We start from the raw sequence: 23568 nt of genomic DNA, 5'->3' as shown, positions 1-23568 counted from the left end.
CGCCCACCGATCTGCGCATGGGTGTCGCGAGAATCGGCCGGCGAAGCGCACGGACCGGGCGGCGGGCGGTCCCGGGCCGGGGACTCGGCTGCGGTGCGGGTGCCGGTGCGGGTGCCGGTGCGGGTGCGGGTGCGGGTGCGCCGGACAGTGGCACGCTGGGACTCTCGTCCCGGCGACACCCGGTTATGCATATGTATCGTCGGACTTGTATAGTCTTGCAGCCGGTCTTCCCCTCCACGAGGAGCACTCCCCCGATGCGTACCCGCACACTCGCCGTCCTGCCCGCCGCGGTCGCGGCGACCCTCCTGCTCGCCGCCTGCGGGGGTGGTGACGACGCCGCCTCCGGCGACGGCTCCGAGGGCGGCGTCGAGCTGGTCAGCTCCGGCTCGCTCACGGTCTGCACGAACCCGCCCTACGAGCCGTTCGAGTACGAGGAGGACGGCGAGGTCGTCGGCCTCGACATCGCGATCGTCCAGGAGGTCGCGGACGACCTCGGCGTCGACCTGGTCACCAAGGTCACGCCGTTCGAGGGCATCCAGTCCGGCGCCGACCTCAACACGAACAACTGCGACATCGTCGCCTCGGGCATCACCATCACCGAGGAGCGCCAGGCGAAGATCGACTTCTCCGACCCGTACTTCGACGCCGACCAGGGCCTGCTGGTCCCGGAGGGCTCCGACCTCGACAGCCTCGAGTCGCTCGAGGGCGCGACCGTCGGCGTGCAGCAGGCCACCACGGGCGAGACCTGGGCGCAGGAGAACGGCATCGACACGGTCCAGTTCGAGGACCTCGGCCTGCAGGTGCAGGCGCTGAAGACCGGCCAGGTGGACGCCGCCGTCAACGACATCGCCGTGCTCGGCCCGTTCGTCTCCGAGGGCTTCGAGGTGAGCGCGAACTTCTCCACCGGCGAGCAGTACGGCCTCGGCGTGAAGAAGGGCAACTCCGCGCTGCTCGACGCCGTGAACGCGACCCTCGAGCGGATCCGCGAGGACGGCACGTACGACGACATCTACACGCAGTACATCGGCACCGCGCCGGCCTCGTCGGAGTCCGCGTCGGCCGAGCCGAGCCCGTCGGACAGCTGAGGTGACGACCACGTCGTCCACGCCGGCGTCCGGGACGCTCCCCGCGTCCCGGCGCCGGTGGAGCCCGCGCCGGCGCGCACGGGCGTTCCGTGTCGCCCAGTACGCGATCCTGCTCGTCGCCCTCGCGGCGGTCGCGGCCGCGATCGACTGGGACGACGTCGGCACCAACTTCTTCAACGCGCAGGCAGCGAGCGACATCGCCGCCCTGATCCCGGCCGCGTTCCTGAAGACGCTGGAGTACACGCTGGCCGGGTTCGCGGTCGGCCTCTCGCTCGGCACGGTGCTCGCGCTGATGCGGCTGTCCTCCGTCGGGCTCTACCGGTGGCTGGCGATCGTCTACATCGAGTTCTTCCGCGGCATCCCGGCGCTGCTGGTCGTCATCTCGTTCGGCTACGCGGTGCCGATCGCGTTCGGCGTGAACATCCCGTCGGTCACCGTCAAGGCCGCGCTGGCCCTCGGCCTGGTGTCCGCGGCGTACATCGCCGAGACGCTGCGCGCCGGCCTGCAGGCGGTGCCGGTGGGGCAGGTGGAGGCGGCGCGGTCGCTCGGCATGTCGCACGGCCGCACGCTGCGCACCGTGGTGGTCCCGCAGGCGTTCCGCATCGTCCTGCCGCCGATGACCAACGAGTTCATCCTGCTCACCAAGGACACCTCGCTGGTGTTCCTGCTCGGTCTGGCGACGAGCCAGTACGACCTCACCAAGATCGGCCGGGACGCGCTGAACAGCGCCCAGGGCGGGCTGACGCCGCTGTTCGTCATCGGCGCCTGCTACCTGCTGATCACCCTGCCGCTCGGGCAGCTCGCCCGGTACCTGGAGAAGCGCACCGGCGCGAGGAGCCGCACGTGACCCCCACCGACTCCCCCGTCGTCCACATCGCCGGCCTGCGCAAGTCGTTCGGCGAGCGGGAGGTGCTGACCGGCATCGACCTCGACGTGCACGCCGGCGAGGTCGTCTGCGTGATCGGGCCGTCCGGCTCCGGCAAGTCGACCCTGCTGCGCTGCGTGAACCTGCTGGAGCAGCCCACCGGCGGCACCGTCGAGGTGCTCGGCGTCGACGTCACCGACCCGGACGTCGACATCGACCGGGTGCGCACGCACGTCGGCATGGTGTTCCAGCAGTTCAACCTGTTCGCGCACAAGACCGTGCTGGAGAACTGCACGATCGCGCAGCGGCAGGTGCTGAAGCGCCCGCGGGCGGAGGCCGAGCGGATCGCCCGGGCCAACCTCGAGCGCGTCGGCCTGGCCGACCGCGCCGACGCCCACCCGGCCCAGCTCTCCGGCGGCCAGCAGCAGCGCGTCGCGATCGCCCGGGCGCTGTCGATGGACCCGCAGCTCATGCTGTTCGACGAGCCGACCTCGGCCCTCGACCCGGAGCTCGTCGGCGACGTGCTGGCGGTCATGCGCGACCTGGCCGACGCCGGCATGACGATGATCGTCGTCACGCACGAGATGAGCTTCGCGCGCGACGTCGGCGACCGGGTCGTGTTCATGGACGGCGGCGTCATCGTCGAGGACGGTCCGGCGCACCAGGTGATCGGCGCGCCGCAGGAGACGCGGACGCAGACGTTCCTGCAGCGGGTCCTGGACCCGACGCACACCGGCACGCCCTGACACGGGGCCCTGGGCGGCTGTCGGAGTCCCACCACCTACGCAGCGGTGTTCTGTGGCTCCGGCGCCCCCGGTGGGTGCGGGCCCGGCCGATAGCATGGCGGGCACGGTCGTCGCCGCTCGTCAACGCCCTCTGCGTCGTCGCGCAGCCGGCCGTGGCCCCGTCCGCCCGACCAGGAGCACGCATGCGCGAGTCCAGCGCCGAGACCCCCGCCCCGCACGACCCCTCGCTCAACGTCCCCGGTCTGCTGCTCGCGCGGCTGGCTCGTGGCGCGTCCAGCGTCCTCGTCGAGCGGTCCACCGGACTGGGCGGGTCCTGGGCACCGGTGACCGTCGCGGAGTTCGTCCGCGAGGTCACGGCCCTGGCCAAGGGCCTCGTCGCGCAGGGCCTCGAGCCCGGCGACCGCGTCGCGATCATGTCGCGCACCCGGTACGAGTGGACGCTCACCGACTTCGCCATCTGGTTCGCGGGCGGCGTGGGCGTGCCCGTGTACGAGACGTCCTCCGCCGAGCAGGTCGAGTGGATCCTGTCGAACTCCGGCGCCTCCCTGGTGGTCGTGGAGTCCGCCGCGCACGCGGCCGTCGTGGGCCAGGTCCGGGGCGCCGTCCCGGCCGTGCGCGACGTGTTCGTCATCGACGACGGCGGCCTCGCCCAGCTGGTCGCGGCGGGCCAGGGCGTCGAGGACGCCGAGATCGAGCGGCGCCGCGGGCTGGCCACGGCCGCCGACCTCGCGACGATCATCTACACCTCCGGCACCACCGGGCGTCCCAAGGGCGTCGAGCTGTCGCACGGCAACTTCGTCGACAACGCCCGCAACGGCGTCGCCGCGCTCACCGAGGTGTGCGCCACGCCGGGCTCGCGGACGCTGCTGTTCATGCCGCTGGCGCACGTGTTCGCCCGGTTCATCCAGATGGTGGCGATCGAGGCCGGGTCCCCGCTCGGGCACACCCCGGACACCCGCAACCTGCTGGCCGACTTCGCGTCGTTCCGGCCGACGTACATCCTGGCCGTGCCGCGGGTGTTCGAGAAGGTCTACAACTCCGCCGAGCAGAAGGCGGGCCACGGCGCGAAGCTCCGGCTGTTCCGCTGGGCCGCCAAGGTCTCCATCACCTACTCCCGCGCGCTCGACACGGAGCAGGGCCCGTCCGCGCAGCTGAAGGCCGCGCACGCGCTCGCCACCACGCTGGTGCTGCGGAAGCTCAAGGACGCCATGGGTGGCAACCTGCGCTACGCGATCTCCGGCGGCGCCCCGCTCGGCGAGCGGCTCGGCCACTACTACCGCGGCATCGGCGTGCGCGTGCTCGAGGGCTACGGCCTCACGGAGACCACGGCGCCGTCCGCGGTGAACCGCCCCGGCCTGAGCAAGATCGGCACCGTCGGCCCCGCCTACCCCGGCACCAGCCTGCGGGTCGACGACGACGGCAACGTCTACGCCAAGGGCCCGCACGTGTTCCGCGGCTACCACGACAACGCCGAGGCCACCGCGGAGGTGCTCGACGCCGACGGCTGGTTCGCGACCGGCGACATCGGCGCCCTCGACGACGACGGCTACCTGCGGCTCACCGGCCGCGCGAAGGAGCTGATCGTCACCGCGGGCGGCAAGAACGTCGCCCCGGCCGTGCTCGAGGACCGGTTCCGCGGCCACCCGCTGGTCAGCCAGGTCGTCGTGGTCGGCGACGGCCGCCCGTTCATCGGCGCCCTGGTCACGCTGGACGCCGACATGCTGCCCGGCTGGCTGTCGATGCACGGCCTGCCGCCGATGGACGCGCGCGCCGCCGGGAAGCACCCCGAGGTCCTCGCCGCCCTCGACCGCGCCGCGACCCGCGCCAACGAGGCCGTGTCCCGCGCGGAGTCGATCCGCAAGGTGCGGGTGCTCGACGGCGACTTCACCGAGGCGAACGGCTACCTCACGCCGTCGCTGAAGGTGAAGCGCGCGCTGGTGCTGAAGGACTTCGCGGCGGACGTCGAGGAGCTCTACGTCGACACCCGGGAGCACTGACCCACCGCAGGACGTCCGGGACCGAGGTCGGCGCGGACCGCTCCGCGGGTGCGCTACAGTCACGCTGCTGAGGTAAGGCATACCTCACCCCCACGGCGGGTGGCCGCACGTCCTCGGAGGTGGGTGTGGTCGCCAACGTCCTCATCGGGCTCCGCGAGGGCCTGGAGGCCTCGCTCGTCGTCGGCATCCTGCTGGCCTACCTGGTGCGCACCGGTCGCCGCGACCTGGTGCCCGCGCTCTGGGCCGGCGTCGCCACGGCGGTCGCCGTGTCGCTGGCCGTCGGCGCGGCGCTCACGTTCGGGCCGCAGGGCCTGACGTTCGAGGCGCAGGAGATCATCGGCGGCTCGCTGTCGCTGGTCGCCGCGGGCCTGCTCACCTGGATGATCCTCTGGATGGGCACGGCCGCCCGGCACCTCAAGGCCGACCTGGAGGGCCGGCTCGGCGCCGCCCTGGTCGCGGGCCGGCGCGCGGTCTACGTGGTCGCGCTGCTCGCCGTCGGCCGGGAGGGCCTGGAGACCGCGCTGTTCCTGTGGGCGGGCGCCCAGTCGTCGGCCTCGCTGACCGGGCCGCTGGCCGGGGCGCTGCTCGGCATCGCCGTGGCAGTCGTCCTCGGCTGGGCCGTCTACCGCGGCGCCGTGCGGCTCGACCTGCGCCGGTTCTTCAGCTGGACGGGGGCCCTCCTGGTCGTCGTCGCCGCCGGCGTGGTCGCGTACGGCGTGCACGACCTGCAGGAGGCCGGGGTCCTGCCCGGGCTCGGCGCCGTGGCGTACGACATCTCCGCCGTGATCCCGCCGTCGAGCTGGATCGGCACGCTGCTGGCCGGCATGTTCACGTTCTCCCCGACGCCCACCTGGCTCCAGGTCGGCGCGTGGACGGCGTACCTCGCCGTCGTCGGGCCGCTGTACGTGCGGCAGGCTCCGTGGCACGCGCCGCACCGCGCGGCCCCGCGCGCCCGCCGACGCGCGCACCGCCGGCTGACCCCCGCGCCCGGCCGCCCGCCCCGCCCGCGTCACCCCGCCCCCGCCCGCGTCACCCCACCCCGCCGCTCGCCCCGGCCCGTCGCCGCCCCGCGGCCGACGCACCTCACCGGAGACCTCATGACCCGCACCCGCCGTTCCACCGCCGTGCCCGCCGCCCTGCTCGCGGCGCTCGTCCTCCCGCTGACCGCGTGCGTCGCCAACGACCCCGCGGCCGACGGCGGCGCCGAGGCCCTCACGGTCGACTCCACCGCCGACGCCTGCGACGTCTCCGCCGCCGAGGCGCCGTCCGGCACCGTCACGTTCACCGTGAGCAACAGCGGCGACGACGTGACCGAGTTCTACCTGCTCGCCGAGGACCGGCTGCGCGTGGTGTCCGAGGTGGAGAACATCGGCCCCGGTCTGACCCGCGACCTGGTCGTCCAGGTCCCCGCCGGCGACTACTTCACGGCCTGCAAGCCCGGCATGGTCGGCGACGGCATCACCGCCGCGTTCACCGTCACGGACTCCGGCGCCGACGTCGGACCGAGCGGCCCCGTCGCCGAGCAGCTCGCCACGGCCGAGACGGACTACGTCGCGTACGTGAAGGACCAGGTCGGTTCGCTCGTCACCGGCACCGACGCCTTCGCCGCGGCCTACGCCGCCGGCGACGACGACACCGCTCGCGACCTGTACGCCGCCGTGCGGGTGCACTGGGAGCGCGTGGAGCCGGTGGCCGAGTCGTTCGGCGACCTCGACCCGCTGCTCGACGCACGCGAGGCCGACCTGGCCGAGGGCGACGCGTGGAGCGGCTGGCACTACGTCGAGAAGGACCTGTGGCAGCCCGCGCCGGACGCGAACGGGGGCGAGGCGTACGTCGCGCTGACGCCCGAGCAGCGCCGGGCTGCCGCCGACCAGCTGGTCGATCTCACCGGGGAGCTGGAGGACCGCGTGACGGCGGACGACTTCACGTTCGCCGCGTTCCAGATCTCCAACGGCGCCAAGGAGCTGCTCGACGAGGTCGCCACCGGCAAGGTCACCGGCGAGGAGGAGATCTGGTCGCACACCGACCTCTGGGACTTCCGCGCCAACGTCGACGGCGCCGAGGTCGCGCTCGGGGTGCTGCGCGGCGTCGCCGAGGCCCAGGACGCCGACCTCGTCGCCGAGCTCGGCGACCGGTTCACGACGCTCGACACGCTGCTCGCGCAGCACGGGTCCGTGGACGCCGGCTTCGTGTCCTACACGGACCTGACGGCCGACGAGGTCGCCGAGCTCGCCGCCGCCGTCGACGCGGTGAGCGAGCCGCTGTCCCGGCTGACGTCGACGATCACCGATGCGGCCTGACGACCCGCGCGACGCCCGCGGCGAGCGCGGCCTGAGCCGCCGCGCCCTCCTGCTGGGCGGCGGCGCCGTCGCGGGGGCGGCGGCGGTGGCCGGCGGTGCGTTCGCCACCGGCCGCGCCACCGCGCCCGACCGCGCCGCCGCCGCCGAGGCACGGACCCACGCGTTCGCCGGCGCCCACCAGGCCGGCATCGTCACGCCCGCGCAGGACCGGCTGTACCTGGCGGCGTTCGACCTCACCACCCGGGACCGGGACGCCCTCGTGGAGCTGCTCCGCACTTGGACGACGATGGCGGCCCGCCTCACGCAGGGGCTCGGCGCGGGGCCGGTCGGGTTCGCCAGCGGCAGCTACGACGCTCCGCCCGACGACACCGGCGAGGCCGCGGACCTGCCGCCCGCCGGGCTGACGCTGACCTTCGGGTTCGGCCGGTCGCTGTTCGTCGGCGCCGACGGCGCGTCGGACCCGTTCGGCCTGGCGTCGCGGCTGCCGGGCGCGCTGGCCGCGCTGCCGCACTTCCCCGGCGACGCGCTCGACCCCGCCCGCAGCGACGGCGACCTGGTGGTGCAGGCGTGCGCCGACGACGCGCAGGTGGCGTTCCACGCCGTGCGCAACCTGTCCCGGGCGGCCTTCGGCACCGCGCGGATCCGGTGGGCGCAGCTCGGGTACGGCCGCACGTCCTCGACCTCGACCGCGCAGCAGACCCCGCGCAACCTGTTCGGGTTCAAGGACGGCACCGCCAACGTCATGGCCGAGGAGCACGACGCCCTCCGCGAGCACGTGTGGGTGCCGGCGTCCGACGCGGCGGCGGACGCCGCGACCGGCACCGACTCCGCCTGGATGACCGGCGGCACGTACCTGACGGGGCGCCGGATCCGGATGACGGTCGAGACCTGGGACCGGTCCTCGCTGCGCGAGCAGGAGCGGCTCGTCGGCCGGACCAAGGCGACCGGCGCACCGCTGTCCGGGGGCGAGGAGCGGACCGAGCCCGACTTCGCCCGCGCCGGCTCCGACGGTGCGACGCTCATCGACCCGGCGTCCCACGTCCGGCTCGCGCACCCGTCCGCGAACGGCGGGGCGCGGATGCTGCGACGCGGCTACACGTTCACCGACGGCAACGACGCGCTGGGGCGGCTCGACGCGGGCCTGTACTTCATCGCGTTCACCCGGGACCCGCGGACGCACTTCGTTCCGGTGCAGCAGCAGCTCGCCGCGCAGGACCTGATGGGCGAGTACCTGCAGCACACGGCGTCCGCCCAGTTCGCCGTCCCGCCCGGGGTCCCCGCGGTGGGCGCCGACGGCGCGCTCGTGGACGACGCCTACCTCGGGTCGGCGCTGCTGGCCTGACGCCGGCGGTCCCGTCCGGGGCGGGACCGCCGGACGGGCTCAGACCACCCGGTGCAGCCGCCCCTGGTCCTCGGACTGCGTCGGGACCGCCTCGCTCGGGGTGGAGTCGTCGTTCCAGCGCAGCAGCGCGCCGACCCCGTCGACGATCTCGACCTGCCCGTCGAGCGCGATCGTCAGACCCGCGTCCTGGCCCAGCGCCGCGCGCAGCAGCGCGACGTCCGCGGGCATGCGGCGCGCGCCGCTGGTCACGCCGATGTCCTCCAGGTCGGCCTCGCTCGACGCGATCTGCAGCGGCTCCGGGCCGACCCACAGGTGCCGGTCGGCCAGCGCCGACCCGGGGAGCGTGACGTCCTCGTGCAGCACGACCTCGCGCACCTGCCCCCGCTGCAGCACGGTGACCAGGTCGTCCACCGAGGTCACCGCCGCTCCCCCGCGGCCCAGCTCCTCCCGGTACTGCGCCAGCACGCCCTCGCGGCGCTTCTGCCGGAACTGCTCGAGCGCCTCGGCGACACGGTGGTGGAACGCCTCCTGGTTGACGCCCTCGGCGCGGGACCCCCCGGACACCTCGACCACCAGGTCCTTGGTCCGCGGCGCCACGGCGTTGCACAGCAGCGACACCGCCCGCACGTCACCGGTGACGAGCACGATCTCCGGCTTCTTCTCGACCACCTGCTTGTCGAGGTCGGCCGCGACCGTCTCGGCGTTCCGCTCCCAGGAGTCCTCGGCACGCATCTGCACGCGCCGGCTCTTCCAGCCGTCCCCGCTCTCCTTGACCTTGCGGAGCTCGTCGTGGTCGCCCTCGACGGTCTCCTTCGAGGCGGCGCGCAGGCCCGAGCCGTCGGACCACGTGAAGTCGGCACCCTGGCGGTCGACCTCGACCAGCAGGAACCGGGTGGCCTGGTCCGCGGCGCGGACGGCCGGCAGCAGGTTCGGCACGTCGTCCAGCAGGGCGGTCGACTGCGCGGGCGGCTCCTTGAGCACGCGGTCGACGACGACGCCCTGCGCGTCCGCGACCACGACCCGGCCGTGCGGGCCCGCGACGCCGGTGGGCCGGGTCACCCGCTCCTCGATGTCGTCCAGCACCGCCTCGACGGCGCCCGAGCGCTCCAGCTCCCTGCGCAGCGCCCGCCACCGGCCCGCGACCTCCTCGTCTCCGGACGCGTCGGCGCGGGTGGCGTCGAGATGGACCGTCACGAACGGGGCGGGACGGCCGAGAAGGGGCTTGAGCCAGTGCAGTTCCACGAGGCGACCTCCACAAGGGTGCGCGTAGTCGGCCGTGCCGGCGCGTGCCTGCGAAGGCCCGCCGGACGACCGGTCCTGACCCCTCCCACCCTCTGACAGCGGACGCCGACGCGCCACCCCGCAGCGGCGGCGATCACGCTCCGGCGGCGGTCTCCCCGGTCGGTCCCGCGCCGTGCCCGTCGGGGTCCGCGGCGATCGCCTCGTGGTGCCGGATGACCTCCTCGACGATGAACGCGAGGAACTTCTCGGCGAACACCGGGTCCAGGTCGGCGTCGTGCGCGAGCGAGCGCAGCCGCGCGACCTGCCGGGCCTCGCGCCCGGGGTCCGACGCCGGCAGGCCGAGCCGCGCCTTCAGCACCCCGACCTGCTGGGTCGCCTTGAACCGCTCGGCGAGCAGGTGGACGAGCGCGGCGTCGATATTGTCGATGCTGCCGCGCAGGCGCGCGAGCTCGGGCGGGGGCGTCGAGGAGGCCGGAGAAGTCGTCACGCCCCCGATCGTAGGGGCGCGCGGCACGACGCCGGCAGGCCGGTCACCAGACGGGCGACGGCCCGGCCCCCGTCGCGGGAGCCGGGCCGTCGGCCGTGCTGCGTACGTCGGTGCTCAGGCGCTCTTCTCGCGCGGGGTCCGCTTGGCCGGCGCCTGGCGCGGCACGAGCGTCGGGTTGACGTTCTCCAGGACGACCTCGCGGTTGACCACGACGCGCTCGACGTCGTCGCGGCTCGGCACCTCGAACATCACCTGCTGGAGGACCTCCTCCATGATGGCCCGCAGACCGCGGGCGCCGGTGCCGCGGAGCAGCGCCTGGTCCGCGATGGCCTCGACGGCGTCGTCCGTGAACTCCAGCTCCACGCCGTCGATCTCGAACATCCGCTGGTACTGCTTCACCAGCGCGTTGCGCGGCTCGGTCAGGATGCGGACCAGCGCGGTCTGGTCGAGCGGGCTCACGGTCGTGATGACGGGGACGCGGCCGATGAACTCGGGGATCAGACCGAACTTCAGCAGGTCCTCCGGCATGACGTCGCCGTACACGTCGCGGTCGTCCGCGGTGTGCAGCGGCGCACCGAACCCGATGCCGCGGCGGCCGGCGCGCGACGTGATGATCTCGTCCAGCCCGGCGAACGCGCCCGCGACGATGAACAGCACGTTCGTCGTGTCGATCTGGATGAACTCCTGGTGCGGGTGCTTGCGCCCGCCCTGCGGGGGCACCGACGCGGTCGTGCCCTCGAGGATCTTCAGCAGCGCCTGCTGCACGCCCTCGCCGGACACGTCGCGCGTGATCGACGGGTTCTCGCTCTTGCGGGCGATCTTGTCGATCTCGTCGATGTAGATGATCCCGGTCTCGGCCTTCTTCACGTCGAAGTCGGCGGCCTGGATCAGCTTGAGCAGGATGTTCTCGACGTCCTCGCCGACGTAGCCCGCCTCGGTGAGGGCCGTGGCGTCCGCGAGGGCGAACGGGACGTTGAGCATCTTGGCCAGCGTCTGCGCCAGGTAGGTCTTGCCGCAGCCGGTGGGGCCGATCAGCAGGATGTTCGACTTGGCGATCTCGACGGACTCGTCCGCCTGCGCCGTGCCGACCGACGGGGTGGCCTCACCCGCCTGGATCCGCTTGTAGTGGTTGTAGACCGCGACGGCGAGCGACCGCTTGGCGGGCTCCTGGCCGACGATGTACTGCTCGAGGAACGCGAAGATCTCCTTCGGCTTGGGCAGCTCCACCATGCCGATCTCGGTGGCCTCCGCCCGCTCCTCCTCCATGATCTCGTTGCACAGCTCGATGCACTCGTCGCAGATGTAGACGCCCGGGCCCGCGATCAGCTTCTTGACCTGCTTCTGCGACTTCCCGCAGAACGAGCACTTGAGAAGGTCGGCGCCGTCTCCGATGCGAGCCACGTGCTTCCCCTTCCCTCGGTGCGATCCCTCGGGTGAGGTCGCGTCGTCGCCGATCCCTCGGCATGCGGCCCCCTGCGACCGCTCGTCGAACCATTCCACACCACGGCGGGCGCGGTGTCAGCCTGCGTGGCCCCGGTGTCGGGCGTGTCGCGCCGACGTCACCCGTCGGCGGGCCGGTTCACCCGCCCCGCCCCCGCACGCGGCGGGGCGGGGCGGGCGGGCCGGACCAGCCGGCTCAGCGGCTCGTCCGTGCTCGTCAGGGCTCGACGGTCGTCGCGACGACGCCCTTGCGGCTCTCGAGCACCTGGTCGACGATCCCGTACTCGTGCGCCTGGGCGGCGGTCAGGATCTTGTCGCGCTCGATGTCCTGGCGGACCTGGTCGAGCGGACGGCCGGTGTGGTGCGCGAGGGTCGCCTCGAGCCACTCGCGCATCCGGATCAGCTCGTTGGCGTGGATCTCGATGTCGGACGCCTGCGCGTAGCCGCCGCCCTCCATCGCGGGCTGGTGGATCAGCACGCGGGCGTTCGGCAGCGCGAGGCGCTTGCCCGGCGTGCCGGCCGCCAGCAGGACCGCCGCGGCCGAGGCCGCCTGGCCCAGGCAGACGGTCTGGATCTGCGGCTTGATGTACTGCATCGTGTCGTAGATCGCGGTCAGCGCGGTGAACGAGCCACCGGGCGAGTTGATGTACAGCGTGATGATGCCGTCGGGGTCGGTCGACTCCAGCACGAGCAGCTGGGCCATGACGTCGTCCGCGGAGGCGTCGTCCACCTGCACGCCGAGGAAGATGATGCGGTCCTCGAACAGCTTGGTGTACGGGTCCTGGCGCTTGAAGCCGTAGGCCGTGCGCTCCTCGAACTGGGGCAGCACGTACCGGGACGACGGCGACTGGGCGGGCGCGCCGCCCCAGCCGCCGGCGAGGCGCCCGGCGCGGGCGATGAACTGCGACTCGGTGCTCACGGGTTCTCCTTCTGCGTGGTCTGGTGGGGTCGGCGCGGCGTCAGGACTGCGTGCCGCCGCCGCCGGTGACCGCGCCGGCGTGCGTGACGACCTTGTCGATGAACCCGTACTCGAGCGCCTCGGGCGCGGTGAACCAGCGGTCGCGGTCCGAGTCGGCGGTGATCTGCTCGTGGGTCTTGCCGGTCTGCTCGGCGATCAGCTCCGCGAGCACCGTCTTCATGTGCAGGATCAGCTGGGCGTTGATCCGGACGTCGGTGGCGGTGCCGCCGATGCCGCCGGACGGCTGGTGCATCATCACGCGGGCGTGCGGGGTCGCGTAGCGCTTGCCCTTGGCGCCCGAGGAGAGCAGGAACTGCCCCATCGAGGCCGCCATGCCCATCGCGACGGTGGCGACGTCCGGCTGGATGTACTGCATGGTGTCGTAGATCGCCATGCCCGCCGTGATCGAGCCACCGGGCGAGTTGATGTACAGGAAGATGTCCTTGTCGGGGTCCTCCGCCGCGAGCAGCATCATCTGCGCGCAGATGGCGTTCGCGTTGTCGTCTCGGACCTCCGAACCCAGCCAGATGATCCGCTCCTTGAGGAGCCGGTTGTAGATGGAGTCGTTGAGGCCGAGTCCCCCGGACTCGGCCCGGGCGATCGCCGGCGTCTGGTCGTTCACGAAGGCTCCCTCGTCAGGCTTGGTTGCTTGTCAGCGACCCTAACGCCCGTCCCGGGGCCGATTCGTCCCGGCCCGCCCCCGTTTCGCTGTCGGCGCACGGTACCGGCCGGAACCACCCGCCGCCGACGCGCGAGGGCCCCGCACCGGCGGAGCGGTGCGGGGCCCTCGGCGTGCGTGCGGGATCAGGCCTTGGCGTCGGCCTCGGGGGCCTCGTCCGCCTCGACCTCGGTGCCCTCGGCGGCCGCCGCCGTGGCGGCCTCGAGCGCGTCCTGCGCCGCGTCGTCCTCGTCCGAGCCGATGAACTCGGACAGGTCGACGGCCGCACCGGCGCCGTCGACGACCGCGACGCTCCGGAGCGCGACGGCGAGCGCCTTGGAGCGCGCGACCTCCGCCACCATCGCCGGGATCTGGCCCTGCTGGTCGATCGTCTGGATGAACGTGTTCGGGTCCATGCCGTACTGGCGGGACGCGCTCACCAGGTAGTCGACGAGCTCGCCCTGGTTGACCTTGACCTCGAGGTCCTCGGCCAGGGTGTCCAGGAGGATCTGGTTGCGCAGCGCGGTGGTGGCCTGCTCGGCGACCTCGGCGCGGTGCACGTCGTCCTCCAGGCGCCCCTCGGACTCGAGGTGGCGGTGCACCTCGGCCTCGACGGCGCCGGCCGGGACCGGGATCTCGACCTGCTCGAGCAGCTGCTCGAGCAGCAGGTCACGCGCCTGCACGGCCTGGTTCTGGCCCTTGACCTTGCCGGCCTGCTCGCGCAGGTCCGCCAGCAGCTCGTCGATCGTGTCGAACTCCGACGCCATCTGCGCGAAGTCGTCGTCGGCCTCGGGCAGCTCGCGCTCCTTGACGGAGGTCGCGGTGACCGTCACCTGCGCGGTCTCGCCGGCGTGGTCGCCGCCGACCAGCGTGGTCTCGAACGTCGTGGTCTCGCCGGCCGACAGGCCGGTCAGCGCCTCGTCGAGGCCCTCGAGCATGTTGCCCGAGCCGATCTGGTAGGAGACGCCGGAGACGGTGTCGACCTCCTCGTCGGCGATCTTCGCGACCAGGTCGATCACGGCGAAGTCCTTCTCGGCGGCCGGGCGGTCGACGCCGACCAGGGTGCCGAAGCGCTCGCGCAGCGCGTCGAGGCGGCCCTGCACGTCCTCGTCCGTGACCTCGGAGCCCTCGACCGTGACGGACAGGCCGTCCAGCGCGGGGACCTCGATCTCCGGGCGGACCTCGACCTCGGCGGTGAAGACCAGGTCGCCCTGGGCGTTCTCCGGGGTCAGGCCGGGGACCTGCGTGACGTCGACCTCGGGCTGGCCGAGCGGGCGCAGCTTGTTCTCGCGGACGGCCTCGGCGTAGAAGCCGGACAGGCCCTCGTTGACGGCGTGCTCCATCACGGCGGGGCGACCGACGCGCTGGTCGATGATGCGCGGCGGCACCTTGCCCTTGCGGAAGCCGGGGATGGTCACCTGCTCCGCGATGTGCTCGTACGCGTGATCGATGCTCGGCTTGAGCTCGTCGTACGACACCTCGACGGTCAGCTTGACCTTGGTGGGCTCCAGGGTCTCGACGGCGCTCTTCACTTCAGTGGTCTCCAACTGCTCGGATTCGTCTGCGCCGGGGGTCCGGCGTGGGGCGCTGGGGCGCGCCGGTCGGGCGGTTCCCCGCTCTTCCCCGAGGGGCGGCACGCTTCGGCGCGTGCGGGCATGGCTCGCCGCACCGGCCCACGAAGCCTACGCCACGGCCCGCCGCCCCCGCCAAAGCGCCCCGGCCCGCGCCCGCCCCGGCGTCCTCGCAGCCGCCGAGGTCGTCACGCGTGCACGAGGTCGTCCGTCCGGCGGGACGACCTCGTGCCGACGTGACGACCTCAGCGCCGGGACGGGCGGTCGGCGCGCGAGCGGCGCCACCTGCGGAACGCGCCCGTCGACCACAGCGACCAGGCGACGAGGCCGGCCTGGAACGGCAGCCGCGCCAGGCGCTGGGCGTCGGTGTCGAGTCCGAACGCGTCCGTGCGCGTCAGGTACTGCGACACGTTGCCGGGGAAGATCGCCACGAAGAAGGCCGCGGCGACCCAGCCCACCGTCGCGCGGTGCGGTCGCGGCGCGACCACGAGGGCCGTCCCGAGGGCGATCTCGACGACGCCGGACCCGAGCACCACCAGGTCGTCGTCGAGCGGGACCCACTCCGGCACCTGCGCCTGGAAGTCGTCGCGCGCGAACGTGAGGTGGCTGGTGCCGGCGAACGCGAGCAGCGCCCCCAGCCCGACCCGTCCCACGTGCCGCGCGACCTCGCCGCCACGCCCTGCCTGCTGCTCCGCCATGACGACCCCTCGGTAGACTACTTCGTCTACCCATCGAAGCACACCCCGGCCCGACGCGACACGGGAGCGGCTCGCCGCCGGTAGCGTGCGGGCGCATGACCACCGGGACCGTGCTGCGCACCGCGCTCGCGCTCCTCGTGCTGCTCGCGGTGGTGCTCGTCGTGACAGGTCTCGCGCGGGTGCCGGTGCGCCGCGAGACCGTCGTCGCCGTCGGGCGGGCGGCCGTGCAGCTCTGCGCGGTGGCGGTCGTCATCGCCTGGGTGTTCGAGCACCCGGGCGCCGCCTGGCTCTACCTGGCCGTCATGCTCGGTGTCGCCGCGTGGACGTCCGTGCGCCGGGTCGGCCTGGGCCGGAGCACGTTCCCCGCGCTGCTGCTCGCGGTGGCGGCCGGCACCGTCACGGCCGTCGTCCCGGTGGTCGCCAGCGGCGCGCTCGCCCTCGGCGCCCCGACCCTGCTGCCCTTCACCGCGCAGATCATCGGCGGCTCGATGGCGGCCGCGTCGGTGACCGGCCTGCGGCTCCGGGACGACGCCCGTGCGGAGTGGGACGTGGTCGAGGGCTGGCTCGCGCTCGGCGCGACGCCGCGGCAGGCGGTGACGGGCCACGGCCGGCGCGCGGTCGCACGGGCGCTCGCGCCGGGCGTCGACCAGACCCGGGCGGCCGGCCTGGTGACGCTGCCCGGGGCGTTCGTCGGCCTGCTGCTCGGCGGGGCGAGCCCGGCCGAGGCGGCGCAGGTGCAGCTGCTGGTGCTCGTCGGGCTGCTGGCGGCGCAGTCGGTCGCGGGCGTGCTCACCGTGCGGCTGCTCGCGACCCGCCTCGGCTCCTCCCGGCCGGTGTGAGCGCGGCTCCCGGTCGGGCCGCGCCTCACCTGCCCTCGGCGAACACCGGCCGCTGGAACCGGCGCTCGTACCGGCGGATGCAGCCGGTCGTCCGCGCCAGCTCGTACGCCTCGACGCACTCCGGGTCGGTCTCGGCCGCGGTCCGGTACCGCTCGTAGTCGGCCAGCGAAGGGAAGGTGAACAGGGCGAACGCCTCGTCGCTGTCGCCCTCCGCCGGTAGGAAGTAGCCGTGGTGGTCGCCGCCGAGGCGGTTCACCAACCGGATCCAGCGCTCGGCGTAGTCGGTGAAGACGTCGATCTGGCCGGGGTCGATCTCGTAGCGGAGGTGGATCGTGATCATCGCGCGATCATGGCACCCGCACGTGCGGGTCAGGTCCGTACGGCCCGGAGCAGGACCTCGTCCAGCGGGAGGTCTCCCCCGGTCGGGGCCGCCGACAGCGCCTGCTGGACCGCCTGGGCGTATCCCGGCACGAGGCGCGCGACGAGGGCGCGGCCGTCGTCCGTGATCGACGCGACCACCCCGCGGTCGTCGTCGGGGGCTGCCCCGCGGACGCACAGCCCACGCCGCTCCAGGCCCGTGACCTGGTAGGTCAGCCCGCTGCGGCTCAGCACCACCCCGTGCGCGAGCTCGTGCATCCGCAGCGAGTCCTGGTCGGTGTGGGCCAGCCGGGACAGGATGCGGAACTGGACGTAGGTGAGCCCGCCGGCGGCGCGCAGGTAGCGCTCCGAGGCGTTCTGGAGCAGGGCGCTCGCGTCCATCAGGGCGAAGGACGTGCGCAGCGCCCGGGAGTCCGCGGGATCCAGCACTGCGCCAGGTTAGCCGTTCGACTTCGAACGACCGCGCGGTACGGTGCGCAGGTAGTTCGAGTTGGAACGAGCAGAGGTGGACGAGATGAGCCGGACCATGCGGAGCGTCGTCGTGACGGCGCCCGGGGTGACCGAGGTGCAGGAGGTCCCGGTCCCCACGGCCGGGCCGCGCGACGTGCTGCTGCGCGTGCGGGCGTGCGGGGTCTGCGGCTCCGACGGGTTCTACGTCGCTCGCGGCGGCGTGCCCCCGCGTGAGGGCGCGACGGCGCTGGGTCACGAGATCGCCGGCGAGGTCGTCGAGGTGGGTGCCGACGTGCCGGGCCTGGCCGTCGGCGACCACGTCGTGGTGGACCCGACCGCCGCCCCCTCCGGCATCGTCGGCAACGGCGGTGCGCTCGGCGGGCTGTCCGACTTCCTCCTCGTGGAGGACGCCGTCGTCGGCGTGAGCGTGGCGGTCGTCCCCGAGGAGGTCCCGTGGGAGGTGGCCGCGCTCAACGAGCCCATGGCCGTCGCGAAGCACGCGGTGAACCGCCTGCACCCGGTCGCGGGCGAGAAGGCGGTGGTGTTCGGGGCCGGCCCGATCGGCCTGGGCGCGCTGATCGACCTCACGCGCCGGGGCCTCGACGTCGTGGTGGTCGACGTGGTCCCGTCGCGGCTGGCGAAGGCGCTGCAGCTGGGCGCGACCGCGGTCGTGAACTCGGCGGAGGAGGACCTGGCCGCGCGCCTGGTCGAGGTGCACGGCGACGCGCCGCTGCGACCGGGCGACCACCGGCCCGGCACGGACGTCTACCTGGACGCCGCCGGCGTCCCGGCCGTCATCGAGGCCGTCCAGCGGCTCGCGAAGCACGGCTCGCGGCTGAGCATCCCGGGCGTGCACAAGCAGCCCGTGCCGGTCGACCTCGGCGCCCTGCTCAGCACCGAGCTGACGATCAGCCTGTCGCGCGGCTACCCCACGGAGATCTTCGAGGTCACGGACGACCTGGTGCAGGACTGGCGCCGGTACGAGCAGATCATCAGCCACCGCGTCCCGTTCGACCGGGTCACCGAGGCGCTCGACCTGGCCCGGACCCCGGGGGCCGCCGAGAAGGTCGTCGTCACCTTCGGCGCCGGGACGGACGCGTGAACCCGCTGGACCCCGGCACCGCCCTGGTCGTCGTGGACCTGCAGCAGGCGACCGTCCGCAACCCGCTCGTGCACCCGGTGCAGGACGTGGTGCGGAACGCCGCCGCGCTCGCCCGGGCGTTCCGCGCGCGAGGCCTCGCCGTCGTCCTCGCGCACGCCCGCCTCGACGCACCGCCTCCGGGACGCACCACGGTCGGCGGCGGGAGACCGCCCGTCCGGGCCGAGCTCCTCGAGCTCGTCCCGGAGCTCGAGGAGCAGCCCGGTGACCTGCGGGTCGAGCACCGCGGGTGGAGCGCCTTCACCGGCACGGACCTGGCGGCGCGGCTGCGGGACCGGGGCGTCACCCAGGTCGTCGTCGCCGGCCTCGCGACCTCCTTCGGCGTGGAGTCCACGGCCCGGTCGGCGTACGACTCCGGCTTCCACGTCACCGTGGTCGCGGACGCGACGAGCGACCTGACGACCGCGGGCTACGAGCGCACGATCGGCGCGGTCGTCCCCGTGCTCGGCGAGGTCGCGACGACGGGTGCGGTGCTGGGCGCGCTGGGGGTGACGGCCGAGGGGTGACGGCCACCGGCGGACGTGCTGGGCGCTCCACGCGCGCAGGCGATCGGCGGGCCGCTCCGAGATCGGTGCACACCGTCGGAGGACCGGGCGGCCACAGGGTCGGGATGGCGGGATTCGAACCCACGACCTTCCGCTCCCAAAGCGGACGCGCTACCAACCTGCGCCACATCCCGTGCGGCGCGAGTCTAGTGCGCGGGGCTGCGCCAGAGCTGCCCGCGGGACCCGGTACCCTGGTCCGGCGGCCCGCCCGGCGGGCCTGCGCGGATGTAGCTCAATGGTAGAGCCTCAGTCTTCCAAACTGATTACGCGGGTTCGATTCCCGTCATCCGCTCCGACGCCTCGTCGAGCCAGGCGAGCATCCCGTGCGCGGCCGCGACGCCGGTGCTGAACGAGGCCTGCAGCAGGTACCCGCCGGTGGGCGCCTCCCAGTCGAGCATCTCCCCCGCGACGAACGTGCCCGGCAGCGCGTGCAGCATCAGGTGCTCGTCGACCTCGGACCAGCGGATCCCGCCCGCGCTGGAGATCGCCTTCTCGATCGGCATCGTCCCGGCCACCGGCACCGGCACGCCCTTGACCAGCTCGGCGACGGCGCCCGGGCCGTCCGGGACCGCGTTGCCGGTCGCCTCGCGGAGCAGCGCGACGGCGACCGGGCCCAGCCCGATCGAGCGCTGCAGCCAGCTGGAGCGGGAGTCCTTGGGCCGGCGCCGCGCCAGCCGCTCGGTCAGCCGCTCGACGGGCAGGTCCGGCCGCAGGTCGACCTCCAGCGTGCAGGCACCGGCGTCGAGGGCGGCGCGGACGGCGGCGCCGAGCGCGTAGACCGGACCGCCCTCGACGCCGGTGCGGGTGATCATCGCGTCGCCGCGGACTGCCGGCTGCTCCTGGCCGCGCACGGCCAGCGCCACGCTCTTGAGCGGGACGCCCTCGAACCGGTCGGCGAACACCGGGCTCCAGCCGACCCGCACCCCGACGTTGGCGGCGCGCAGCGGTGCGGACCCCACGCCGCGCGCGGCGAACGCCTCGACCCAGCCGCCGTCGGAGCCGAGCCGCGGCCAGGAGGCCCCGCCGAGCGCGAACAGCACCACGTCGTGCCGCGCCTCGCGTTGCGTGCCCTCGGCGGCCGCGCCCACGCCCACGAGCCGCAGGCCGGTCCCGTCCTCGGTCCAGCCGGTCCACTGCTGCCGCCGCTCGACCACGACGCCGAGCGTCTCGAGCCGGGCGAGCCAGGCGCGCACCAGCGGGGTGGCCCGGAACGACTGCGGGAACACCCGGCCGCTCGACCCGACGAACGTCTCCTCGCCCAGGCCGGCGCACCAGTCCCGCAGGTCACCCGGGGTGAACGCGCGGATCAACGGCGCGAGCCGGCCGGCGGCGTCGCCGTACCGGGCGAGCAGCCGCGGAAGGTCCTCGGAGTGGGTGATGTTCAGGCCGCCGTGACCGGCGAGCATGAACTTGCGCGCGACGGACGGCATCCGGTCGTAGACGGTGACCGCCACGCCGGCCCGGGCCAGCACCTCGGCGGCGATCAGCCCCGCGGGGCCGCCCCCGATCACTCCTGCCGTCCGCACCGGGCGACGGTAGCCCACGCGGGACGTGCTCCGTGCCTAGGCTCGCCCCCATGGCCACCGTCCTGATCGTCCGTCACGGCCGCACCACCGCGAACGCCACGGGCGTCCTCGCCGGCCGCACCCCCGGCGTCCTGCTCGACACGACCGGCCACGAGCAGGCGGCCCGCACCGCCGAGCGGCTCGCCGTCGTCCCGCTGGTCGCGGTCGTCACCAGCCCGATGGAGCGCTGCCGCGAGACCGCGCAGGCGATCCTCGACCGGCAGGACCCGACGCCGCCGACGCAGGTGGACGAGCGCGTGACCGAGTGCGACTACGGCACCTGGCAGAACCGGCCGCTCGCCGAGCTCGCGAAGGAGCCGCTCTGGCGCACGGTGCAGACCCAGCCGAGCGCGGCGGTCTTCCCCGGCGGCGAGTCGCTGGCCGCGATGCAGGCGCGCGCGGTGGCGGCGGTCCGGGAGCACGACGCCGCGATCGAGGCGGAGCACGGTCCCGGCGCGGTGTTCGCCGTCGTCACGCACGGCGACATCGTCAAGGCGCTGCTCGCGGACGCGCTCGGGATGCACCTGGACCTGTTCCAGCGGATCGGCGCCGGGCCGGCGTCGGTGTCGGTCGTCCGGTACGGCGCGCACCGGCCCGACGTGGTCGCGACCAACACGGACGCGGGCGACCTGTCCTGGCTGCGGGCGGCGGGCGGCGTCGGCGACGCCCCGGTCGGCGGCGGTGCCGGTGCGGGCGTCCGCTCCTAGCATGGGCGCATGGCGACTGTTGTCCACGAGCACGACTGGCCCGACCGCGTCCTGATCGGCACCGTCGGCCGCCCCGGTTCCCGCACCTTCTACCTGCAGGCCCGCACCGGCCGCCGCCTGACGTCCGTCGCGATGGAGAAGCAGTGGGCGGCGACGCTCGCCGAGAAGATCGACGTCATCCTCGACGAGCTCATGTCCGACGAGGGCAACCGGTTCAGCGTGCCCGCGCAGGCGATGTCCGAGCTGATCGACGCCGACCCGGTCGAGCAGCCGGTCGAGGAGGACTTCCGCCTCGGCTCGATGCGCCTGAGCTGGGACCCCGCGACCGCGCAGATCGTCGTCGAGGCGTTCCCGCTGGTGGAGGTCGAGTCCGAGGAGGAGGCCGAGGCGCTGGAGGACGCCGAGCCGGAGGAGGCGATGATCGTCCGGATGCCGGTCGGCACCGCACGCGCCTTCGCCGAGCGCGCCCGCCGCGTCGTCGACGCCGGCCGCCCGACGTGCCCGCGGTGCGGGGAGCCGATGGACCCCGACGGCCACGCCTGCGCGGCGCCCACCGCCTGGTGACCGAGCCCGACCTGGACGGCGAGCTGGAGGTCGTCGGCCGCATCGCCGTCGCGTCCAACGCGACCTTCCTGGCCCGGCTCGGCGACGTGCAGGTCGTCTACAAGCCGGTCGCCGGCGAGAAGCCGCTGTGGGACTTCCCCGACGGCACGCTGGCGCACCGCGAGGTCGCCGCGCACCTGGTCTCGGAGGCGACCGGGTGGGGCGTCGTCCCCCGCACCTGGTTGCGCGACGGACCGCTCGGCCCCGGCATGGTGCAGCTCTGGCAGGAGCCCGACCCGGCGCAGGACCCGGTCGACGTCGTCCCGTCCGACGCGGTGCCCGCCGCGGGCTGGCGCACGGTGCTCGAAGGCGGCGACGAGGAGGGCAGCCCGGTGACGCTGCTGCACGAGGACTCCCCCGCGCTGCGCCGGATGGCGGTGCTCGACGTCCTGCTCAACAACGCCGACCGCAAGGGCGGTCACGTGCTGCCGATGCCCGACGGCCGGCGGCTCGGCGTCGACCACGGCGTCACGTTCCACGTCGAGCCGAAGCTGCGCACCGTGCTGTGGGGTTGGCTGGGCGACCCGCTGGACGACGGGGAGCGCGCCGGCGTCACCGCCGTCCGGGCGGGCCTCGACGGCGGGGACCTCGGCACGCGGCTGGCCGCGCTGCTCAGCGACGCGGAGACGGCCGCGCTGCTCGCGCGCTGCGACCGGCTGCTCGACGAGGGTCGGTTCCCGGGACCCGAGGGCGACATGCCGGCGGTCCCGTGGCCGCTCTTCTGAGCGGGCTCCCGGTCCCGCGCGCAGGAGTCACCGGCGCGCGAGGCTCACGTCGAGCCAGCCGACCACCTGGTCGAGGTACTGCGTCCGCGCCGGCAGCGGCGACAGCGCCAGGTCGTGCGCTCCCCCGCTGATCTCCTCGTACGTGACGTCCCGGCCGAGGCGCGGGGCGAGCCGGCGCATGTCGGCCGGGTCGAGCACGGAGTCCGTGGTGAGCAGGCCGTCGTGCCACCGGTCGTCGGGTCCGCTGGCGTCGGACGCGAGCACCAGCACGGGCACGTCGACGTCGAGCCCGCGGGCGACCTCGGCCTGCCCGCGCCGGATCGCCCGCACGAAGCCCGCCCGCACCGGGAACCCCTGGTACGGCTTCCACGCGAGGTCGTACGTCCACTCGCCGCCGCCCTCGACGTGCAGCGCGCGGCCGTAGTGCTCGCCCACGTGGGAGACGACCAGCCACGGCGCGACCCGGCTCACGACGTGGTCGATCAGCGGCGCCAGCACCAACCGCTCGAACCGGGACCCGCGGACCTCCAGCCACGGGCTGTTGAGCACGACCGCGTCCACGAGCCCGCGGCCCCGGCGGTGGTGCGCCCAGAGCGCGGCGACCAGTCCGCCCGTCGAGTGCCCGAGCAGCACGACGTGCGGGTGGTCCGCGCGGACCAGGCGCAGGGCCGCGTCGATCTCCTCCGCGTACACGGCGAGCGACCGGGTGTCGTTGGGCTCGCGGCCCGCCCGGATCGACCGGCCGTAGTCGCGCAGGTCGAGCGCGTACAGGTCGTACCCGCGGTCCGCGAGGGCGTCGGCGACGTGCGTCTGGAAGAAGTAGTCGACGAACCCGTGCACGTAGAGCACGGCGGGGCGTGCGGGGTCGGTGCCCGCGCCGCGACGGTGCACCAGGGTGGCGACGGCGTCGCCCTGCGAGTCGGGCACGAGGTGCAGGGTGCGCTGCACCCAGTCGTCGCCCAGCACGTCGGGAACCGCGTCGTCGACCCTCATGGCGGGCATCGTCCCACCTGGGAGCGCACGGCGGCAGGTCCGGCGGCAGGTCCGGGCAGCAGCGGGCATCTTTGTCGGCCCGCGCGCGTTGGGGCTACTGTCGGGCCTGTCGGCCCCGACGCCGACCTGACGGGAGAGGGAGCCGGGCATGCGCATCGCGTCGAGCACCGCTCGCCCCGTCCCCACCGCGCCGCAGCCCGCCACCGCGCGCACCT

Annotated in this window: 23 protein-coding genes and 2 tRNA genes; 13 read left to right on the top strand and 12 right to left on the bottom strand. The window is 74.1% G+C overall.

All coding sequences use genetic code 11. From position 1 onward, the window contains the following. Positions 1-254 precede the first annotated feature (254 nt). From ACWPWW_RS17870 to efeB, 6 genes are all read left to right on the top strand, one after another. Complete coding sequence (locus tag ACWPWW_RS17870) at positions 255-1085, top strand: transporter substrate-binding domain-containing protein (protein ID WP_454051666.1); 831 nt, start codon at positions 255-257, stop codon at positions 1083-1085. 1 nt (position 1086) lies between these two features. Continuing rightward, positions 1087-1932, top strand: coding sequence for an amino acid ABC transporter permease (locus ACWPWW_RS17865; RefSeq protein ID WP_454051665.1), 846 nt, complete (start codon positions 1087-1089; stop codon positions 1930-1932). Further along, entirely contained in the window at positions 1929-2696 is a 768-nt protein-coding gene (locus ACWPWW_RS17860) for an amino acid ABC transporter ATP-binding protein (protein WP_454051664.1), read from the top strand. Before ACWPWW_RS17865 ends, ACWPWW_RS17860 begins: the two co-directional genes overlap by 4 nt. A 182-nt stretch (positions 2697-2878) precedes the next feature. Continuing rightward, entirely contained in the window at positions 2879-4693 is a 1815-nt protein-coding gene (locus ACWPWW_RS17855; protein ID WP_454051663.1) for an AMP-dependent synthetase/ligase, read from the top strand. A gap of 125 nt (positions 4694-4818) precedes the next feature. Then, the gene (gene efeO / locus ACWPWW_RS17850; RefSeq protein WP_454051662.1) at positions 4819-6993 is read left to right on the top strand and encodes an iron uptake system protein EfeO; all 2175 of its coding nucleotides are present in this window, start codon (positions 4819-4821) and stop codon (positions 6991-6993) included. Continuing rightward, entirely contained in the window at positions 6983-8335 is a 1353-nt protein-coding gene (efeB, locus tag ACWPWW_RS17845; RefSeq protein ID WP_454051661.1) for an iron uptake transporter deferrochelatase/peroxidase subunit, read from the top strand. The genes efeO and efeB overlap by 11 nt, the downstream gene beginning before the upstream one ends. A gap of 39 nt (positions 8336-8374) precedes the next feature. Here efeB and ACWPWW_RS17840 read toward each other — a convergent pair whose 3' ends face one another. From ACWPWW_RS17840 to ACWPWW_RS17810, 7 genes are all read right to left on the bottom strand, one after another. Beyond that, on the bottom strand, positions 8375-9577 hold the full coding sequence (locus tag ACWPWW_RS17840) for a baeRF2 domain-containing protein (protein WP_454051660.1): 1203 nt from the start codon (positions 9575-9577) through the stop codon (positions 8375-8377). Positions 9578-9710: 133 nt separating this feature from the next. Beyond that, positions 9711-10064 (bottom strand): chorismate mutase, encoded by a 354-nt coding sequence (locus tag ACWPWW_RS17835; protein WP_454051659.1) that lies wholly within the window; start codon positions 10062-10064, stop codon positions 9711-9713. Positions 10065-10178: 114 nt separating this feature from the next. Further along, positions 10179-11465: an ATP-dependent Clp protease ATP-binding subunit ClpX gene (gene clpX / locus ACWPWW_RS17830; protein ID WP_454051658.1), complete on the bottom strand. Its 1287-nt coding sequence runs from the start codon at positions 11463-11465 to the stop codon at positions 10179-10181. A gap of 256 nt (positions 11466-11721) precedes the next feature. Continuing rightward, positions 11722-12423 carry an ATP-dependent Clp protease proteolytic subunit gene (locus tag ACWPWW_RS17825; RefSeq protein WP_454051657.1) on the bottom strand — a complete coding sequence of 234 codons (702 nt, stop codon included), beginning with the start codon at positions 12421-12423 and terminating at the stop codon, positions 11722-11724. 40 nt (positions 12424-12463) lie between these two features. Beyond that, positions 12464-13084, bottom strand: a complete 621-nt coding sequence (locus ACWPWW_RS17820) for an ATP-dependent Clp protease proteolytic subunit (protein WP_454051656.1) — start codon at positions 13082-13084, stop codon at positions 12464-12466. A gap of 182 nt (positions 13085-13266) precedes the next feature. Beyond that, positions 13267-14652: a trigger factor gene (gene tig, locus ACWPWW_RS17815; RefSeq protein ID WP_454051655.1), complete on the bottom strand. Its 1386-nt coding sequence runs from the start codon at positions 14650-14652 to the stop codon at positions 13267-13269. Positions 14653-14936: 284 nt separating this feature from the next. After that, on the bottom strand, positions 14937-15389 hold the full coding sequence (locus ACWPWW_RS17810) for a DoxX family protein (RefSeq protein ID WP_454051654.1): 453 nt from the start codon (positions 15387-15389) through the stop codon (positions 14937-14939). Positions 15390-15484: 95 nt separating this feature from the next. Here ACWPWW_RS17810 and ACWPWW_RS17805 point away from each other — a divergent pair, with 95 nt between their 5' ends. Further along, a complete protein-coding gene (locus tag ACWPWW_RS17805) occupies positions 15485-16228 on the top strand; it encodes an ABC transporter permease (RefSeq protein WP_454051653.1) in 744 nt (247 codons plus the stop codon). Between the two features lie 25 nt (positions 16229-16253). Here ACWPWW_RS17805 and ACWPWW_RS17800 read toward each other — a convergent pair whose 3' ends face one another. Then, positions 16254-16568 carry an NIPSNAP family protein gene (locus ACWPWW_RS17800; protein WP_454051652.1) on the bottom strand — a complete coding sequence of 105 codons (315 nt, stop codon included), beginning with the start codon at positions 16566-16568 and terminating at the stop codon, positions 16254-16256. A 29-nt stretch (positions 16569-16597) separates the two neighbouring features. Then, positions 16598-17035 carry a MarR family winged helix-turn-helix transcriptional regulator gene (locus ACWPWW_RS17795; protein WP_454051651.1) on the bottom strand — a complete coding sequence of 146 codons (438 nt, stop codon included), beginning with the start codon at positions 17033-17035 and terminating at the stop codon, positions 16598-16600. Between the two features lie 85 nt (positions 17036-17120). Between ACWPWW_RS17795 and ACWPWW_RS17790 the strand changes: the two genes are divergently transcribed. After that, complete coding sequence (locus tag ACWPWW_RS17790; protein ID WP_454051650.1) at positions 17121-18158, top strand: zinc-dependent alcohol dehydrogenase; 1038 nt, start codon at positions 17121-17123, stop codon at positions 18156-18158. Continuing rightward, a complete protein-coding gene (locus ACWPWW_RS17785) occupies positions 18155-18721 on the top strand; it encodes a cysteine hydrolase (RefSeq protein WP_454051649.1) in 567 nt (188 codons plus the stop codon). Before ACWPWW_RS17790 ends, ACWPWW_RS17785 begins: the two co-directional genes overlap by 4 nt. 99 nt (positions 18722-18820) lie before the next feature. Here ACWPWW_RS17785 and ACWPWW_RS17780 read toward each other — a convergent pair. After that, positions 18821-18894 (bottom strand) — tRNA-Pro (locus tag ACWPWW_RS17780). A gap of 87 nt (positions 18895-18981) precedes the next feature. Here ACWPWW_RS17780 and ACWPWW_RS17775 point away from each other — a divergent pair. After that, positions 18982-19052, top strand: a tRNA-Gly gene (locus ACWPWW_RS17775). On the opposite strand, the gene ACWPWW_RS17770 is transcribed toward ACWPWW_RS17775, so the two are convergent. Continuing rightward, positions 19024-20286, bottom strand: coding sequence for an NAD(P)/FAD-dependent oxidoreductase (locus ACWPWW_RS17770; protein WP_454051648.1), 1263 nt, complete (start codon positions 20284-20286; stop codon positions 19024-19026). The genes ACWPWW_RS17775 and ACWPWW_RS17770 overlap by 29 nt on opposite strands. 50 nt (positions 20287-20336) lie before the next feature. Here ACWPWW_RS17770 and ACWPWW_RS17765 point away from each other — a divergent pair, with 50 nt between their 5' ends. From ACWPWW_RS17765 to ACWPWW_RS17755, 3 genes are read left to right on the top strand one after another with little or no spacing between them, the layout of a single operon-like run. Beyond that, positions 20337-21032: an MSMEG_4193 family putative phosphomutase gene (locus tag ACWPWW_RS17765; protein ID WP_454051647.1), complete on the top strand. Its 696-nt coding sequence runs from the start codon at positions 20337-20339 to the stop codon at positions 21030-21032. 9 nt (positions 21033-21041) lie between these two features. Then, entirely contained in the window at positions 21042-21596 is a 555-nt protein-coding gene (locus ACWPWW_RS17760) for a DUF3090 domain-containing protein (protein ID WP_454051646.1), read from the top strand. Next, positions 21593-22360 carry an SCO1664 family protein gene (locus ACWPWW_RS17755; protein WP_454051645.1) on the top strand — a complete coding sequence of 256 codons (768 nt, stop codon included), beginning with the start codon at positions 21593-21595 and terminating at the stop codon, positions 22358-22360. The genes ACWPWW_RS17760 and ACWPWW_RS17755 overlap by 4 nt, the downstream gene beginning before the upstream one ends. Positions 22361-22387: 27 nt before the next feature. Here ACWPWW_RS17755 and ACWPWW_RS17750 read toward each other — a convergent pair whose 3' ends face one another. Further along, a complete protein-coding gene (locus ACWPWW_RS17750; RefSeq protein ID WP_454051644.1) occupies positions 22388-23353 on the bottom strand; it encodes an alpha/beta hydrolase in 966 nt (321 codons plus the stop codon). Between the last annotated feature and the right edge of the window lie 215 nt (positions 23354-23568).

It is taken from the genome of Cellulomonas sp. Marseille-Q8402 (genome assembly GCF_965119525.1).
The sequence above is the reverse complement of the archived record's forward strand: the minus strand, read 5'-3'. Positions and strand labels throughout refer to the sequence as shown.

Excerpts from the sequence above, each read along its gene's own strand:
- ACWPWW_RS17870 (WP_454051666.1), top strand. The coding sequence starts at position 255 with ATGCGTACCCGCACACTCGCCGTCCTGCCCGCCGCGGTCGCGGCGACC.
- ACWPWW_RS17855 (WP_454051663.1), top strand. The coding sequence starts at position 2,879 with ATGCGCGAGTCCAGCGCCGAGACCCCCGCCCCGCACGACCCCTCGCTC.
- efeB (WP_454051661.1), top strand. The coding sequence starts at position 6,983 with ATGCGGCCTGACGACCCGCGCGACGCCCGCGGCGAGCGCGGCCTGAGC.
- ACWPWW_RS17810 (WP_454051654.1), bottom strand. The coding sequence starts at position 15,389 with ATGGCGGAGCAGCAGGCAGGGCGTGGCGGCGAGGTCGCGCGGCACGTG.
- ACWPWW_RS17805 (WP_454051653.1), top strand. The coding sequence starts at position 15,485 with ATGACCACCGGGACCGTGCTGCGCACCGCGCTCGCGCTCCTCGTGCTG.
- ACWPWW_RS17800 (WP_454051652.1), bottom strand. The coding sequence starts at position 16,568 with ATGATCACGATCCACCTCCGCTACGAGATCGACCCCGGCCAGATCGAC.
- ACWPWW_RS17790 (WP_454051650.1), top strand. The coding sequence starts at position 17,121 with ATGAGCCGGACCATGCGGAGCGTCGTCGTGACGGCGCCCGGGGTGACC.
- ACWPWW_RS17765 (WP_454051647.1), top strand. The coding sequence starts at position 20,337 with ATGGCCACCGTCCTGATCGTCCGTCACGGCCGCACCACCGCGAACGCC.
- ACWPWW_RS17760 (WP_454051646.1), top strand. The coding sequence starts at position 21,042 with ATGGCGACTGTTGTCCACGAGCACGACTGGCCCGACCGCGTCCTGATC.
- ACWPWW_RS17750 (WP_454051644.1), bottom strand. The coding sequence starts at position 23,353 with ATGAGGGTCGACGACGCGGTTCCCGACGTGCTGGGCGACGACTGGGTG.